The 16,377-nt window shown below is 73.1% G+C and carries 13 protein-coding genes; 8 read left to right on the top strand and 5 right to left on the bottom strand.

From position 1 onward, the window contains the following. Positions 1 to 1,101, bottom strand: a complete 1,101-nt coding sequence (locus AMK25_RS14330) for an LCP family protein (RefSeq protein ID WP_073828878.1) — start codon at positions 1,099 to 1,101, stop codon at positions 1 to 3. Positions 1,102 to 1,241: 140 nt separating this feature from the next. Here AMK25_RS14330 and AMK25_RS14325 point away from each other — a divergent pair, with 140 nt between their 5' ends. Together AMK25_RS14325 and guaA are read left to right on the top strand one after the other, a co-directional pair. After that, entirely contained in the window at positions 1,242 to 2,924 is a 1,683-nt protein-coding gene (locus AMK25_RS14325; protein ID WP_073828877.1) for an FAD-dependent oxidoreductase, read from the top strand. 119 nt (positions 2,925 to 3,043) lie between these two features. Beyond that, on the top strand, positions 3,044 to 4,600 hold the full coding sequence (guaA, locus tag AMK25_RS14320; protein ID WP_073828876.1) for a glutamine-hydrolyzing GMP synthase: 1,557 nt from the start codon (positions 3,044 to 3,046) through the stop codon (positions 4,598 to 4,600). Between the two features lie 6 nt (positions 4,601 to 4,606). Here the strand turns inward: guaA and AMK25_RS14315 are convergent, their stop codons facing one another. After that, complete coding sequence (locus AMK25_RS14315; RefSeq protein ID WP_073828875.1) at positions 4,607 to 4,954, bottom strand: PspC domain-containing protein; 348 nt, start codon at positions 4,952 to 4,954, stop codon at positions 4,607 to 4,609. Between the two features lie 144 nt (positions 4,955 to 5,098). Here AMK25_RS14315 and AMK25_RS14310 point away from each other — a divergent pair, with 144 nt between their 5' ends. The 3 genes from AMK25_RS14310 to AMK25_RS14300 all read left to right on the top strand — a co-directional run bounded on the left by AMK25_RS14310 (position 5,099) and on the right by AMK25_RS14300 (position 8,354). Then, positions 5,099 to 6,046 carry an NUDIX domain-containing protein gene (locus AMK25_RS14310; protein ID WP_073828874.1) on the top strand — a complete coding sequence of 316 codons (948 nt, stop codon included), beginning with the start codon at positions 5,099 to 5,101 and terminating at the stop codon, positions 6,044 to 6,046. Positions 6,047 to 6,181: 135 nt separating this feature from the next. Continuing rightward, a complete protein-coding gene (locus tag AMK25_RS14305; RefSeq protein ID WP_073829336.1) occupies positions 6,182 to 7,093 on the top strand; it encodes an NUDIX hydrolase in 912 nt (303 codons plus the stop codon). 346 nt (positions 7,094 to 7,439) lie between these two features. Continuing rightward, entirely contained in the window at positions 7,440 to 8,354 is a 915-nt protein-coding gene (locus AMK25_RS14300; protein ID WP_073828873.1) for a CDP-alcohol phosphatidyltransferase family protein, read from the top strand. A gap of 60 nt (positions 8,355 to 8,414) precedes the next feature. Here the strand turns inward: AMK25_RS14300 and AMK25_RS14295 are convergent, their stop codons facing one another. From AMK25_RS14295 to AMK25_RS14285, 3 genes are all read right to left on the bottom strand, one after another. Beyond that, positions 8,415 to 9,662, bottom strand: coding sequence for a phosphatidylserine decarboxylase (locus AMK25_RS14295; RefSeq protein WP_073828872.1), 1,248 nt, complete (start codon positions 9,660 to 9,662; stop codon positions 8,415 to 8,417). A gap of 155 nt (positions 9,663 to 9,817) precedes the next feature. Then, on the bottom strand, positions 9,818 to 10,219 hold the full coding sequence (locus AMK25_RS33225; protein WP_073828871.1) for a hypothetical protein: 402 nt from the start codon (positions 10,217 to 10,219) through the stop codon (positions 9,818 to 9,820). After that, entirely contained in the window at positions 10,216 to 12,027 is a 1,812-nt protein-coding gene (locus AMK25_RS14285; protein WP_073828870.1) for a PspC domain-containing protein, read from the bottom strand. Before AMK25_RS14285 ends, AMK25_RS33225 begins: the two co-directional genes overlap by 4 nt. Before the next feature lie 176 nt (positions 12,028 to 12,203). Here AMK25_RS14285 and AMK25_RS14280 point away from each other — a divergent pair, with 176 nt between their 5' ends. The 3 genes from AMK25_RS14280 to AMK25_RS14270 all read left to right on the top strand — a co-directional run bounded on the left by AMK25_RS14280 (position 12,204) and on the right by AMK25_RS14270 (position 16,360). After that, positions 12,204 to 13,454, top strand: coding sequence for an ATP-binding protein (locus AMK25_RS14280; RefSeq protein WP_143194737.1), 1,251 nt, complete (start codon positions 12,204 to 12,206; stop codon positions 13,452 to 13,454). Position 13,455: 1 nt separating this feature from the next. After that, positions 13,456 to 14,133 (top strand): response regulator, encoded by a 678-nt coding sequence (locus AMK25_RS14275; RefSeq protein WP_073828868.1) that lies wholly within the window; start codon positions 13,456 to 13,458, stop codon positions 14,131 to 14,133. Positions 14,134 to 14,716: 583 nt separating this feature from the next. Beyond that, a complete protein-coding gene (locus AMK25_RS14270) occupies positions 14,717 to 16,360 on the top strand; it encodes a peptide ABC transporter substrate-binding protein (protein ID WP_073828867.1) in 1,644 nt (547 codons plus the stop codon). The last annotated feature ends 17 nt before the right edge of the window (positions 16,361 to 16,377 follow it).

Here is a 16,377-nt window from a genome sequence, read left to right as displayed (position 1 = left end):
TCAGTTCTTGACGCGCAGCGACGGGTGGGCGGTCAGGAAGGCGTCGACCCGTCCGCCGCGCAGCGCGGTGAGGAAGTCGCGGCCGAGCGGCTTGAGCTGCTCGCCCCGGTACGCGCCGCCGCTGCTCACCCCGGCGCCGGGCAGCACGACGAGCGTGAGCCGGTCCGCCGGCACGCCACCCAGGGCGTACGCGAAGTCGATCAGCTGCCGGCCGCCGCCGGCGTACACCAGGGTCCTGCCGAGCGCGGCGACTACCTGCTCGACCCGCTGCGGGTCGCGGGCGGTGCCCTCGTCGACGATCTTGCGGGCCAGCGCCCGGAGCAGTTGCTGCTGGTGCCGCTGGCGGGTGTAGTCGCCACCGGCGGTGTAGCGCTGCCGCGCGTAGTCCAGCGCCTGCCAGCCGGTCAGGTGCCGGGTGCCCTTCTCGTAGACCATCTGCGGACCGATGTAGCCGCCGCCGCTCAGCGTCCGCATGGTGCCGTCCGGGCGGCGGTGCCGGGATTCGACCCGCTGGTCCACGTAGAGGTCCACCCCGCCGAGCGTGTCCACCAGCTTGTCGAAGCCGCCGAACGTGATCACCGCCCCGGCGTCGATGCGCAGCCCGGTGTAGCGGGAGACGGTGGCGCGCAGCAGTTCGTACCCCTGGGCGGTGCTGGGGTTGGCCTTGTCGCCCGGCACCCGGCTGCCGTAGCTCATCGCGTGGGTGAGCTTGGTCCGGCCGCCCGGGTAGCGGGCCTTCGGGTAGGCGGGGATGTCCACCACCAGGTCGCGGGGGAGCGAGAACAGGTACGCCCGGTCCAGCCCGGCGGGTACGTGCAACAGCAGCACGGCGTCGGCGTGCGGCTCCCAGCCGGGGATGCTGACCCGGGTGTCGACGCCGACGAGCAGCAGGTTGAGCGGGCCCTTCAGGTCGGCGCCGGGCGGCGGCGTCGGGCTGGCGGTGGTCGGGGCGGGCGTCGGCGAGGCCGGCGGGGTGGTGCTCGGTCCGGCGGCCGGGGCGGCCGGGCGGTCGGCCACCAGCCGGGTGGTCACCACCGCTGCGGTGGCCACCAGCAGCGCGGCCACCAGCGCGGCCAGGCCCAGCAGGCGTCGTCTCGTCACGTTCGTGCCTCCCCGTGTGATTCGACGCGCCAGGGTGGCCGACAGGTTGCAGCGGCGGGAATCCCGGCGATCGAGCGCTCTGCATGATGTGCGAAAAAGCCTCGTTGGCGCTATAGCTACCCGTCGGTAATGATGCGTCCATGCGCTACGACGTGGTCGTCATCGGGTCCGGGTTCGGCGGCAGCGTCACCGCGCTGCGGCTGGCCGAGAAGGGTTACTCGGTAGGCGTCCTGGAGGCGGGGCGACGCTTCGCCGACGACGAGTTCCCGCGTACGTCCTGGCGCGCGCGGCGGTTCCTCTGGGCGCCCCGGCTCGGCTGCTTCGGGCTCCAGCGGATCACGCTGCTGCGCTCGACCGACCGCAAGGCCGGCGGCGGCGTGCTCGTGCTCTCCGGCGCCGGAGTGGGCGGCGGCTCGCTGGTCTACGCGAACACGCTCTACGAGCCGCTCGACGCGTTCTACGCCGACCCGCAGTGGCGGGACATCACCGACTGGCGCGACGAGCTGGCCCGCCACTACGACCAGGCGAAGCGGATGCTCGGCGTCACCACGTACCCGATCGACACCCGCGCGGACCAGGCCGTCCGCGCGGTGGCCGAGCGGATGGGGGTGGCGCACACCTACCACCCGACGCCGGTCGGCGTGCACATCGGGCGTCCCGGCGAGCGGGTGGCCGACCCGTACTTCGGCGGGGCCGGACCGGACCGCACCGGGTGCAGCCACTGCGGGTCGTGCATGACCGGCTGCCGGCACGGCGCCAAGAACACGCTGGTGAAGAACTACCTCTGGCTGGCCGAACGACTCGGCGTGCAGGTGCACCCGCTGACCACTGTGACAGCGGTCCGCCCGGACCCGGCCGGCGGGTACGCGGTGCACACCGAACGCACCGGCGCGTGGCTGCGCAAGCGGCGCGAGGTGATCCACGCCGACCAGGTCGTCTTCGCGGCCGGCGCGCTCGGCACCCAGCGGCTGCTGCACCAGATGAAGGCGACCGGCGCGCTGCCGGCGCTCTCGGCCCGGCTCGGCGAGCTGACCCGGACCAACTCCGAGGCCATCCTCGGCGCGTCGGTGGCGCCCGGCGCGGCCCGGCGGCGCGGCCTCGACTTCACCGAGGGGGTGGCGATCACCAGCTCGTTCCACCCCGACCCGCAGACCCACATCGAGCCGGTCCGCTACGGCAAGGGCTCCAACGCGATGGGGCTGCTCCAGTCGCTGCTCGTCGACGGCGGTCCCCGCCGGGCCCGGCGCTGGCTGGGCAGCATCGTCCGGCAGCCCGCGCTGGCCGCACGGATGCTGTCCGTGCGCCGGTGGTCCGAGCGCACCGTGATAGCGCTCGTCATGCAGTCGGTCGACAACTCGCTGACCACCCGGTACCGCAAGGGCCGGCTGGTCTCCGGCCCCGGCCACGGCGCGCCCAACCCGACCTGGATCCCGGCCGGCAACGCCGCGGCCCGGCTGCTCGCCGAGGAGATCGGCGGCACCCCCGGCGGGGCGGTCACCGAACCGTTCAACATCCCGGTGACCGCGCACATCCTCGGCGGCGCGGTGATCGGCGCCACCCCGGACGAGGGGGTGATCGACCCGTGGCACCGGGTGTACGGCCACCCGGGGCTGCACGTGGTCGACGGCGCGGCGGTCTCGGCGAACCTGGGCGTCAACCCGTCGCTGACGATCACCGCGCAGGCCGAGCGGGCCATGTCGTACTGGCCGAACAAGGGCGAGGCGGACCCGCGCCCGGCGCTCGGCTCGGCGTACACCCGGGTGGGGCCGGTGCCGCCGCGGCGCCCCGCCGTCCCCGCCCACGCCCCCGCCGCCCTGCGGTGAAAGGAAGGGCCCCTTCTTAACGCCTCCGGTAGAGGAAGGGGCCCTTGTTAACACATTCACCCCGCCACACCGCCGGGGCGCGTCCGGCGGCCCGGTGACTGTCGGTAGGCTTTGCGCACATGAGCACGCCTCGCCCCGTCCTCGTGGTGGACTTCGGAGCCCAGTACGCCCAGCTCATCGCGCGCCGTGTCCGCGAGGCGAAGGTCTACTCGGAGATCGTCCCGCACTCCATGCCGGTGTCCGAGATGCTGGCGAAGAACCCGGCCGCGATCATCCTCTCCGGCGGTCCGGCCAGCGTGTACGCGCCGGACGCGCCCCAGATCGACGCCGGGGTGTTCACCGCCGACGTGCCCGTTTTCGGCATCTGTTACGGCTTCCAGGCCATGGCGCAGGCGCTCGGCGGCACTGTCGCGCGCACCGGCAACCGCGAGTACGGCGGCACGCCGCTGCGCCCGCGCCTGACCGAGCCCGGTGTGCTGCTGCGCGACCTCCCGGCCGACCTGCCGGTGTGGATGAGCCACGGCGACTGCGTCACCGAGGCGCCGGAGGGCTTCACCGTCACCGCCGAGTCGGCGGGCGCCCCGGTCGCCGCGTTCGAGGACCTGCCCGGCCGCCGGGCCGGCGTGCAGTTCCACCCGGAGGTCGGGCACACCGCGCACGGCCAGGAGATGCTGACCCGCTTCCTGTACGACATCGCCGGCATCGAACCGACGTGGACGCCGTCGAACATCATCGACGAGCAGGTCGCCCGGATCCGGGAGCAGATCGGCGACAAGGAGGTCATCTGCGGCCTCTCCGGCGGCGTCGACTCGGCTGTCGCCGCGGCGCTCGTGCACCGCGCGGTGGGCGACCAGCTCACCTGCGTGTTCGTGGATCACGGCCTGCTGCGGGCCGGTGAGGCCGAGCAGGTCGAGAAGGACTACGTCGCCGCCACCGGCATCAGGCTGAAGGTGGTCGACGCCCGGGAGCGGTTCCTCGGCGCGCTGGCCGGGGTGACCGACCCGGAGCAGAAGCGGAAGATCATCGGCCGGGAGTTCATCCGGGTCTTCGAGGCCGCCGCCCGGGAGATCGCCGCGCACGGCGACGTGGAATACCTCGTGCAGGGCACGCTCTACCCGGACGTGGTGGAGTCCGGCGGCGGCACCGGCACCGCCAACATCAAGAGCCACCACAACGTCGGCGGCCTCCCCGAGGACCTGAAGTTCTCGCTGGTCGAGCCGCTGCGCACGTTGTTCAAGGACGAGGTCCGCACGATCGGCCTGGAGCTGGGACTGCCCGAGGCGATGGTGTGGCGGCACCCGTTCCCCGGCCCGGGCCTGGCCATCCGGATCATCGGCGCGGTCGACGAGGAGCGCCTCGCCGTGCTCCGCAAGGCCGACCTGATCGCCCGGCAGGAGCTGACCGCGGCCGGCCTGGACCGGGGCGTCTGGCAGTTCCCGGTGGTGCTGCTGGCCGACGTCCGCAGCGTCGGGGTGCAGGGCGACGGGCGCACCTACGGTCACCCGGTGGTGCTGCGCCCGGTCTCCAGCGAGGACGCGATGACCGCCGACTGGTCCCGGCTGCCCTACGACGTGGTGGCCCGGATCTCGACCCGGATCACGAACGAGGTCGCCGAGGTCAACCGCGTGGTCCTGGACGTGACGAGCAAGCCGCCGGGCACCATCGAGTGGGAGTGACGCGGCTCAGGCCGCGGGCGGCGGTCCGGCGTCCGGCCCGGCCGGCGGGACGACAGTGGCCGGCGGAGTCGGCCCGGTCGGCGGGACCGGCGGCCACCCGGGCGCGGTGCCCGGCGGGTGCGGCCAGGCGGGCGCGCCGGTCGGCTCCTCGGGCATCAGGAACCACATGATCGGGTACGCGAGCGCGGCGAGCCCGCCGGTGAGCACCGTGGCGGTCGCGAAGATCACCCGGATGAGCGTGGGGTCGGCGGCGAAGTAGCGGCCGAGGCCGCTGGCCACGCCGGCGATCATGCGGTCGCTGACCGGGCGGCGGAGCTGCTTGTACGGGGCGTGTGAGGGATTCGGGGAGGTCATGTCTCAACGGTGCCGCGCGCCGTGGCGGGCGACCTCGGTGACCGCCCGGAGCCCTACCCTGACGCATCCCTGAGACGCCAGCGAAGAGTCAGGAATCTGACTCTTTTCGATCCCGGTAACCCGCTGCGGGGAGAATTTGATCCCGTGACCACCTCGCTGGAGCCGCTCCGCAGGATCGCGGCATACGCAGTTTGTGCTGATTCGAACGGCCGAGTGTTGCTGGTCCGCGCATCGGAGCGCTCCGGCACCCCCGGCACCTGGTCGCTCCCCGGAGGAGCGGTCGACCACGGTGAGGACCCCAAGCACACAGTCGTCCGGGAGACCGCGGCCGAGACCGGGCTCTCGGTGACGGTCGCCGGCCTTCAGGACGTGCTCGCCGACATGCGGGCGCTGCCCGAGCGGCGCATCACGATCCACACCGACCGCCTCCTCTACACCGTCTCGGTACGCGGCGGGACGCTCACCGAGCGGGTCGACCGCCCGACCGACCTGGCCCGCTGGTTCACCCTCGACGAGGCCCGGGAACTGCCGCTGCGGTCGTTCACCGCGCGTGCCCTGGGCCTGCCTACCTCCACCGACGACATCGTGCCGGAGGAGGTGCCCGAGTTCCCCTCGTTCTACGCCGTGCCCGGCCCGGACGGGCTGCACCGGGCGCAGCGCTTCGCCGCGTACGCGGTGGTGACCGACCCGGAGGAGCGCGTACTGCTGACCCGGGTGTCCGACGGCTACCCGGGCGCCGGCTGCTGGCACCTGCCCGGCGGCGGCACCGACTACGGGGAGCAGCCGGGCGCCGCGCTGATCCGGGAGCTGGTCGAGGAGACCGGGCAGACCGGCCGCCTGGTCGAGCTGCTCGGCGTGGCCAGCCACCGGGATGCGGCCTCGCTCGGCCCGGAGGGCTACCCGATCGACTGGCACGGCGTACGCGCCTTCTACCGCGTGGTCGTGGACCAGCCGGCGACGCCCACGGTGGCCGACGTCGGCGGCTCCACCTGCGAGGCCCGCTGGTTCCGCCGTGAGGAACTCGGCGCTCTGCCCACCGATCGCCTCACCGAGGTGACCGCCGAGGCGGTCCAGGCCGCCCACCTCCTCTAGACCCACCCCGCGCACACCCGCGCCCCACTCCGGCGATCATGAAGTTGACGGCGGGAAATGTCCGCCTCGGTACCGCTAACCTCATGATCGACGGAGTGGGGCGCGGGTGTGCGCGGGCGCGGGGGAGTGGTGCGGGTGGAGCAGCGGCGGCGGGTCGCGGCGTACGGGATGCTGCGGGACTCCGACGGGCGGGTGCTGCTGGCGCGTGGCTCGGCGCGGTGCCCGTACCCGGGGGTGTGGCAGTTGCCCGGCGGGGGCGTCGAGCACGCGGAGCACCCGGCCGACGCGGTGGTCCGCGAGTTCGCCGAGGAGACCGGGCTGACCGTCGCGCCCGGCGCGATCCGGGCCGCCGTCGCCGACGTGGTCGCGTTCCGCGCCGAGAACGTCGCGATGCACACGGACCGGTTGATCTTCGAGGTCGAGGCACGGGACGGGCGGCTGCGACCCGAGCCGGACGGTGGCACCGACGAGGTGGGCTGGTTCACCCCGGAGGAGGCCGCCGGCCTCCCGTTGATGGTGTTCACCGCCGAGCTGCTCGGCCTGCCGGTGTCCCCGCTGCCGGCCGACATGCCCCGGGGCCTGCCCGTCGAACCGGCCGGCCTCACCGCCGACCGCCGCCAGCGCTTCGCCGCGTACGGGCTGGTCACCGACCCCGCCGACCGGGTGCTGCTCACCATGATCGCCGACGGCTACCCGGGCGCGGGCCGTTGGCACCTGCCCGGCGGCGGCACCGACCACGGCGAGCAGCCGGCCACCGGGCTGCTGCGTGAGCTGGTCGAGGAGGCCGGCCAGCTGGGCCGGGTGGTCGATCTGATGGCGGTGGACAACCTGCACAACCCGGCCGCGCTCGGCCCGGAGGGCCGTCCGCTGGACTGGCACGGCATCCGGGTGATCTACCGGGTACGCGTGGACGCGCCGACCGAGGCGGTGGTGACCGAGCTGGCCGGAGGCTCCACCGCGCGGGCGGCCTGGTTCGCGCCGGAGCAGGTCAGCGGCCTGTCGATGACCGACGTGGCGGCCCGCGCCACCGGGCAACGGGTGAGGTGAATCGCTCGCCGAGCCGCCCTGGGTGAGCTCCGGTACAGTCGGAAGTAGGGGTTGGCCGACGAAAACGGACGTTGAAGCCCGAGATGGGAATGATTGAGCGGTTCGCGCGGTTAGAGGAGATATAAGTACCGCCGGCAGCTATCGCCAAGCCCCTGTTCCCTGTGCAATGGTGTACTCCGCAAAAGGGCTGCCGGACCCGAAAGGTCCGGCACGAGACAGCCGGACACCCGCCCCGTCGAGGGCGGCCAGCCGATCCGGTGATGGAGGAAACGTGCCGAGAGCCCCATGGCGCCGGCGTCGTACGACTGACAGTCCGCGCCCCGCAGGGCGTCGCTGGGCGGGCAGGTTGCGCCGCAGCAGTACGTTCGCCCGCCAGGTGCTGCTGGTCCGGGTGGGCCGCCGGGACGGCGCGGCCGTTCCGGGGACCGACCTGGTCACCCCCGACCACCGTTACGCCGACCGCCAGCGCCTCCGCTACGGCCGGCTCGACACCGACATCGAGGCGGTACGCCCGGTCAGCCCGGCGCTCGCGCCGGCCGCACCGGTCGACGACGAGTCCCCGGCGATGTCGATCCCGCTCCTGCCGGGTGAGCGCACCGCCGCCCGCCGGGCCAAGTTCGCGCTCGTCAACGCGTGCACGCTGAGCAGCCTCATGCTCGGCATGCTGGCCATCTTCCTGGCCATGCGCGGTGACGTGCAGATCGCGGCGATCTTCCTGATCGCCTGCGTGGCCTTCGACGGCCTCGACGGCGCGCTGGCCCGCAAGCTCGGTGTGGCCAGCCCGTTCGGCGCGCAGATGGACTCGCTCGCCGACATGTGCTCGTTCGGCCTCGCCGCGCCGGTCGTGGTCTACGCCTCGCTCGCCGGTTCGGCGCCCCCGGCGGCCGCCGCGGTCTCCTGCGCGCTCGTCGCCGCGTGCGCGGCGATCCGGCTCGCCCGGTTCAACGTCTCGCCGAAGGACGGCCGCTTCTTCTGCGGCGTGCCGACCACCATGGCGGCGGCAGTGCTCGCCCTGACCGTGGCCATCGGCGTGCCGGTCCCCGGCCTGGTGATGGTGGCCGGCGTGGCGCTGCTCGCCTTCGCGATGGTGTCGAGCTTCCCGTACGCCAAGCTCGCCCGGCTGCTGAAGCTGCCGCCGTGGCTGTGGCTGGCCCCGGTGATCGGCGCGCTCGTCGACATCCGGCTCACGTTCGCCCTCGTGGTGGTGGGCTACCTCGTCAGCGGGCCGCTGCTCTGGCTGCACCAGCGCCGTACCGCCTGATCCCCGAGAACGACAAAAGGGGCGCCGCGAGAAGCGGCGCCCCTTCTTCGTGTCCGGCGCTCAGCGCCAGCGGGCGATCACAGTCGCGCCGCCGACCACCTTGTCGCCCGGACCGACCAGCGGGTCCGCCGCGTCGGCCGGCAGGTAGACGTCGGTACGCGAGCCGAACCGGATCAGGCCGAAGCGCTCGCCCCGCGCCAGCAGCGAGCCGACCGGCGCCCGCTGCACGATCCGGCGGGCGATCAGCCCGGTGCGCTGCGCCACCACCACGGTGCCGTGGTCGGTGTCCAGCACCGTGTACGCCGCCACGTTGTGCTCGGCGTCCGGCTTCATGGCGTTGACGAACCCGCCGTCGGCGACGAAGTAGTCGACCACCTTGCCGGCCACCGGGGCGCGGTTGACGTGCACGTCCAGCACCGACAGGAACACCGCGATCCGCAGCCACTCGCCGTCGCCGAAGCGTTCGTCCTGCAGTCGCTGCACGGAGAGCACCTGGCCGTCCGCCGAGGCGACCACCGCCGACGGGTCCTCCGGCACGTCCCGCTCCGGGTCCCGGAAGAACGCGGCCACCGGCGCGGCGGTCAGCGCCGGCAGCAGCCAGAGCTTCGACTTCGGCCGGGTGGCCCGGGCCAGGGCGGCCAGGCCGAGCGTGATGCCGGCGGCGGCCACCCCGTTGGAGTCGATGTGCATGCCCCGGGTCAGCGGCACGCTCGACGGCCGGTACGCCGGGGACAGCGAGGCCGCGAGCGCGACCGGCGCCGGGGTGAAACGCAGGTGGTGCACGCGTACCGGCGGGGTGTTGCGCAACACCAGGTCGGTACGTACGCCGTGCAGCACGCCCTGCCGGTCCAGTTCGCCGTCCGCGCCCTCGGTGCGGAACAGCGGCGCGGCGACGCTCAGCACGGCGCCGTCGGCCAGGTATTTCGTCAGCCCGTCGACAGCGGCGCGCGCCTGCTCGGCGGTGCCGGTGAACGGCTCGGCGACGACCACCACGGCGGCGGCGTCCGCCTCGGCGAGGGTCTCGACCACGCGTACCCGGTCGGCGACCCAGCGGCCCTGCGCGGTCACGTGCTCCCGCAGCGCGGCCGTCGCGGCGCCCTCCGCCGGTACCACTGTGAGCCGGTCGCCGGGGAGCAGCGCCTCGATCGCCGCGGCCAGCACCGCGGACTCCGGGGTCGCGCCGACCAGCAGGCCGGCCTTCGGGTCGTTGCGCCGGGCGAACTCGCTGACGAGCGTGCGGGCGGCGCGCTCGCCGATGCGGACCGCACCGGAGGGACCGGTGACGCGCACGGCGGGGGACTGGGTCATGTCGGGCGGGCTCCTGACGAGGTAGCGGACGGGCGGGCAGCGGCTCCGGCGACCCGACACGGCTCCGGCGTGGTCGGGTGCGCGGGCCGGCCGGCGGAGGCGAGATCTCCGCCGACCAGCATAGGCCGCGTTCCGAAGGCCCCGCAGTGGCGCGGTCAGGCCAGGTCGCCCGGCGTACGCCGCTCCTCGCGCGTCTCGTCCGCCGGCTGGTCCACCGTCGGCATCTCGCGGGTGGCGGGCTCCGACACGTCGGTGGTCGCCTCGGTGGCCCACTCGTCGGCCACGTCGGACGTCGCGTCGCCGCCGCCGGCCGGGCTGTCGTCCCGGTACGGCGCGGAGACCGTCGCCTCCGGTGGCGCGGGCTGCTCCGCGGTCTGCCCGGAGCGCAGCGCGCCGATCAGCCCGAGCAGCCCGATCAGGACCAGCCCGCCGGCCAGGAACCAGCCGACCGGAGGTACGGACAACCCGAGGATCCGGGCCAGCAGCCACCAGACGGACAGGCCGAGGAAGACGAGTCCGAAAGCGAACGACACGACGTCGGTGCGGTGCGCCTTCATCGGGTCACCTCCAGCTTGCCGGCGTTCACGTGGACGAAGAGGCGCAGTTTGCCGCCACCGGGACCGTCGGCGCCGACGTCGGTGGTCTCCCACTGGCGACCGCCGAGCCCGCCGCTGCGCCGGCCGAAGACCGTGGCGTCACCGGCGTTGACGTCGGCCACTGTGGTCACGTCGACGTTCGGCGGTACGACCACTGTCGCGTTGCCGAGGTTCACGTCGACTGTCACCTGCACGTCCTGCTTGTCGAAGTTGATCCCGCGCAGGTCGAGCACGGCGTCACCGAGGTTGTTCTCGTAGCGGTTGGCCAGGTCGCGCAGGTCGGTCGGCGCCCAGGTGACGTTGCCGTCGATGCCGCGCACCCGGTCGTAGGACTCGGCGATGGTGGCGACGCCGAGCGCCGCCGCGGTCACCAGGCCGAGGGCGATGAGCCAGCGGGCCCGGCCGAACCAGGTGCCCACGAGCAGGCCGAGGCCGATGGTGGCGAGCACCGCTGCGAAGTAGCCGGCCGCGCCGACCGGGAAGACGTCGAGCAGGTCGAGCATGGCCACCACGCCCAGCGCCAGGAAGATCAGCGAGAACGTGATCGCGCCGAGCGGGGAGCGCTCCTTCGGCCGCTTCGGCGGTCGCGGCGCCCGGACCGGCGGCTGCGGGGGCGGCGACCCGGCGTACGGGCCGTGCGGGGCGAACGGCGGGCGGTAGCCGCCGGGCGGCAGCGGCGCGCCCACCGGCCCGGGGGGCGGCACGGCTGCGGGTCCACCCAGCGGGGCGTCGGTGCTCCGGGTACCCGGCCAGGAGGGCGCCGCGCCGTAGGCCGGCCAGGTGGCGGTGTCGGCGACCGGACCGCTCACCGGCGGCAGCGCTGCGGTCGTCGGCTCGGGCCAGCCCGGCCGGGTGCCGGCCGCGGCGGGCCAGCCCGGCGCCGGCAGCGTCGGGTAGCTCGTCCCGGCCCCCGCGAGGCCCGGGTCGCGCTCGGACGTCGCGGGATGGCCCGGCTCGGACGGGGACGCGGGTGGGTAGCCCGGCTCGGACGCGGTCGCCGGCGGGTAGCCGGGCTCGGGCCGGCCGGCCGGCGGGTAGCCGGGCTCGGCGTGGGCGGCGTACGAGGCTGCTTCGGGGCGGACCGGCGGCGCGGCGGGCCCTGCGGCCCAGGCGCCCGGTGCCGAGGCCGGCGGCGCGGGCCAGGCCACCGGTGGCACCGGACCCGGCGGCGGGCCGGGCTGCGGCGTCGGCTGAGCCGGCCGCTGCCCCGGGCCGCGCTGTTCGCGGTTGAGCAGCAGCGCGCCGCCGATCAGGATCACCGCGCCCAGCAGGATGGCCCGGAAGCCGTCGGTGACGACGTAGGCGAAGCCGAGGGCGACCACGATGCCGAGCACGATCACGGTGATCGGCGACATGCTGGACCGGCCGCGACCGAGCATGGCCTCCACAGGTGACGCGGTGTCGCCCTCGCCCGGGATGATCAGCCAGCCGGCGACGTACACGATGATGCCGATGCCGCCGAAGAAGCCGAGCACGGCCAGCAGCACGCGCCACAGCACCGGGTCGGTGTTAGTGGCCCGGCCGATGGCGGCGCACACCCCGGCCAGGTAGCGGCCCTCGCGGGGGCGCACCAGGCCGTACCGGGTGGTGAAGCCGGCAGCGCCGGGCGGCGGGGCGTACCCGCCGGGTGGCGGGCCGGTGAACGGCGCGCCGCCGCCGGGCGGTGGGGTCGCGTGGTCGGTGGGGGGCGCCGACCCCGGTGGGGGCGGCGGCGGGGCGTCCTGTGCTGCCGCCCAGGGGCGGGGCGGACGGGCAGCGTCCTCGGTCATGCCTCCGATACTGCTGCCCCGGCCGCCCGGACTGCCTCAGGACCCGACCCTGACCCCACCCTGAGATCCGCCGGCGACGAAAGTCCGGGGCGTCCCCGTGGTCCGGGACGTCGCCGTCGTGTGACGATCTGAGCGTCGGCGTCGCCGGCTTCTCCGCCTCGACCTGGGAGTTTCCGATCAGCAGCACCCCCGCCCCGCACGTCCCGCGCCTCTACCGGGCCACCGAGCACCGGCTGGCCGCCGGGGTGGCCGCGGGCATCGCCGAGCACCTGGGCATCCCGGTGCTGCGGGTGCGGATGGCGTTCATGGTCCTGCTCGGGCTCAGCGGCCTCGGGCTGCTGCTCTACGCCGCCTTCTGGGCGGTGGTGCCACCCCGCCCCGGCGACACCGCCGTCCCGCCGCGCCGTGACCTCGCCCAGCTGCTGCCGTTCGTGGCGATCGGGCTGGGCGTACTGCTGTTGCAGGTGTTCGCCTTCAACTCGGTGGGCGCGGCCGGCACCGCCGGCTGGCTGGTGGCGATCATCGCGGTCGGCGCGGGCGTCATCTGGCACCAGTCCGGCCCGGAGCGGCGCCGGCAGTGGGGCGACGCGGCGGTGCCCTGGCTGGGCGCGGTGGTGGAGGAGACCGACCGGCGCGCGTTCGTGCTGCGCTTCATCGGCGGCGGCGTGCTCGTCGCGGTCGGCATCATCGGCGTGGCGGCCGTCTACTCGCCGGCGCAGAACTTCGACGCGGTGCTCAACGGCGTGATCTTCGCGCTGGTCGGGCTGGCCGGCGTCGGCGTGGTGACGGGTCCGGTCCTCTGGCGGACCTGGAACCAGCTCCGGTCGGAGCGGGAGGGACGCATCCGCGAGCAGGAGCGGGCCGAGCTGGCCGCCATGGTCCACGACCAGGTGCTGCACACGCTGGCCCTGATCCAGCGCAACGCCAGCGACGTCAAGACGGTGCAGCGGCTGGCCCGTGGCCAGGAGCGCTCGCTGCGCAACTGGCTCTACAAGCCGACCGCCTCGCCGACCGAGCGGTTCGCGGCCGCGCTGGAGCAGGCCGCCGCCGAGGTGGAGGACACGTTCGCCATCACTGTCGAGGCGGTGGTCGTCGGCGACCGGGAGACCGACGAGCGGGTGGGCGCCCTCGTGGCCGCCGCCCGCGAGGCTCTGGTGAACGCGGCCCGGCACGCCGGTGTGCAGACCGTGTCGCTCTACGCCGAGGTGGAGCCGGAACAGGTGAGCGTCTTCGTCCGGGACCGGGGCAAGGGCTTCGACCCGGATACGGTGGAGAATCACCGGCACGGCGTCCGAGGATCGATCATCGGGCGGATGAAGCGGCACGGCGGCCGGGCGGAGATCCGGTCCGAGCCGGGAGAGGGGACCGAGGTCCGGCTGATCCTGCCGATCAGCGGCTCCGGCTCCACGGCGGAAAGGGACAGGTGACATGTCCGAGCAGGAACCGGTCGAGGGCACGGCGCCGCGAGGGCCGCTGCGGGTCTTCCTCGTCGACGACCACGCGATGTTCCGGGCCGGCGTCCGCGCCGAGCTGGGCGCGCGGGTCGAGGTGGTCGGCGAGGCCAGCTCGGTGGCCGAGGCGGTGACCCGGATCGCGGCCACCCAGCCGGACGTGGTGCTTCTCGACGTGCACATGCCCGACGGCGGCGGCCGTGCCGTGCTGGAGGCGATGCGGCGTACCCACCCGCAGGTGCGGTTCCTCGCGCTGAGCGTCTCCGACGCCGCAGAGGACGTCATCGGGCTGATCCGCGCCGGCGCGCGGGGGTACGTCACGAAGACGATCTCCCCGGAGGAGCTGACCGACGCGATCCGCCGGGTGGCCGACGGTGACGCCGTGTTCAGCCCTCGGCTGGCCGGGTTCGTGCTGGACGCGTTCGCGTCCCGGCCGGACGCGCCGGTGGCCGACCCCGAGCTGGACCAGCTCACCAACCGGGAGCGCGAGGTGCTCCGGCTGCTCGCCCGCGGCTACGCCTACAAGGAGATCGCCAAGGAGCTGTACATCTCGATCAAGACGGTCGAGACGCACGTCTCCAACGTCCTGCGCAAGCTGCAGATGTCGAACCGGTACGAGCTGTCCCGCTGGGCCGCGGACCGCCGCCTGGTCTGAGCCCGCGCCGCACGGCGACCCCCTGGGAGGCATCGTCCCCCCGGGGGGTCGTTGGTGTCCGCACAGTCGATGTCGGTATCCTCCGGACGGACAAAAATGCCGCAGTCGTGCGCCCGTCGGCGGGCCCGGAGCGGGCGCGGTCCTCGTCACAGCGCTTGCGGGCGGCAGGGACGCCCGTCAACCCCTACGTGCCCGTCTTGCCTGTTCAGGGCCCTATCGTCCGTACGCTTTGTGATCTTTTCTCAAGTATCGGCAACGCGGCGGGCAACTAACGTCTTGATAACGGCACCTTCACGGAAAGGGCCGGTGGGTGTCACAGTGGCAGCACCTCACCCCCCGGTGTGAGGCATCTCGTCGGGCCTGCCGACCACGTGACGCCGCCACCAGCGTCGCCGCGTGGTTGTCGACCCTGCGCGGTGCCCGCGTCCAAGGTGTGGCGCCCGGCGGATCGGTACCCCTGGGGTGTCCCGAAATCCTCTGCGGTTAACCGACGTCCCGCTTGTCCGGGTCGCCGGTGGTGTCACCCCCAAACGTGCGTGAAACCCACGACGGAACCAGGTTAAGAAAGAGGAGGCCCCTCGGAATGAGAGTCTCGAAGCGGGCGAGCGGCGCGCTCGCGGTGGGCGCGGCATTCGCGCTCGTCGCGTCCGGCTGCTCCAGCGGGAACAACGACGGTGGCGACGCCGGCGCCAGCTCGGACGGCGCGATCGTCATCGACGGTACCCAGCCGGAGAACCCCCTGGTTCCGGCGAACACCACCGAGACCGGTGGCGGCGCGATCATCGACTGGATGTGGAGCGGTCTGGTCGAGTACCCCAACAACGGTGGGGCGCCGCAGAACCTGCTCGCCGAGTCGATCGAGACGAGCGACTCGAAGGTCTTCAAGATCAAGATCAAGCAGAACACCAAGTTCCACGACGGCACCACCGTCAAGGCCGAGAGCTTCGTCAAGGCCTGGAACTGGGCGGCGTACGGCCCGAACGGCGCGCAGAACGCCTCCTTCTTCTCCGACATCCAGGGCTTCGACGAGGTCTACACCGAGGACCCGGACGGCCCGGACGGCCCGCAGAAGGCTCCGGACCCGGCCAAGAAGGACATGTCCGGCCTCAAGGTCGTCGACGACTGGAACTTCGAGGTCACGCTGAACGCGCCGACCGCCGTGTTCCCGACCAAGCTCGGCTACAGCGCCTTCGTGCCGCTGCCGGACGCCTTCTTCTCCACCACCCCGGCGGAGTTCGGCAAGAAGCCGATCGGTAACGGCCCGGTCAAGCTCGTCTCCTGGCAGGACGACGTCGAGATCAAGCTGACCCGCTTCGACGACTACAGCCTGCGCGACAAGATGAAGGTCAAGGACGTCACCGTCAAGATCTACCAGGACGACACGGCGGCCTACAACGACCTGCTCGCCGGCAACCTGGACTTCCAGCAGCAGGTTCCGGTCTCCGCGCTGGCCGGTGAGAAGTGGAAGACCGACCTGGGCGAGCGGGCGATGTCCTCGACCACCCCGTCGACCGGCATCATCGCCTTCCCGATCTACGACAAGCGCTTCCAGAACCCGAAGCTGCGCAAGGCGATCTCGCTGTCCATCGACCGGCAGGCGATCACCGACAAGATCTTCTTCGGTACCCGTAAGCCGGCCGACAGCTGGGCCAACCCGCTGACCCCGGGCGCCGAGCCGGGCAACTGCACCGCTTGCAAGTTCGACGTGGCCGAGGCCAAGAAGCTGTACGCCGAGTCCGGTGGCTTCAAGGGCAAGCTGACCCTGTCGTACAACGCGGACGCCAGCCACAAGGAGTGGATGGAGGCCGTCGCCCAGCAGATCAAGACCAACCTGGGCATCGACGCGGTCGCCGTCGGCGTGCCGACCTTCGCGGTCTTCCGCGCCAACATCAACGCCTACAAGATGACCGGCGCGTACCGGGCCGGCTGGCAGCAGGACTACCCGGACGTGGAGAACTGGATCAACCCGCTCTACGTCACCGGTGGTTCCTCGAACGACGGCAAGTACAGCAACACGCAGGTGGACGCCCTCTCGAAGGAGGCCACCGCGGCCCCCAGCATCGAGGAGGCCCACAAGAAGTTCGCTGAGGCCGTCAAGCTGATCGACCAGGACGTTCCGTCGATGCCGATCTACTTCGGTGGCCAGCAGTCCGGCCACTCGGAGAAGATCAAGAAGCTGGAGCTGACCAACGTCGGCGAGCTCGACATCACCTCGGTCGAGCTCTGATCCGAACGCTCTGACCC

The organism is Micromonospora sp. TSRI0369, from assembly GCF_001905625.1.
Classification (GTDB): Bacteria; Actinomycetota; Actinomycetes; order Mycobacteriales; family Micromonosporaceae; genus Micromonospora; species Micromonospora echinospora_A.
The sequence above is the reverse complement of the archived record's forward strand: the minus strand, read 5'-3'. Positions and strand labels throughout refer to the sequence as shown.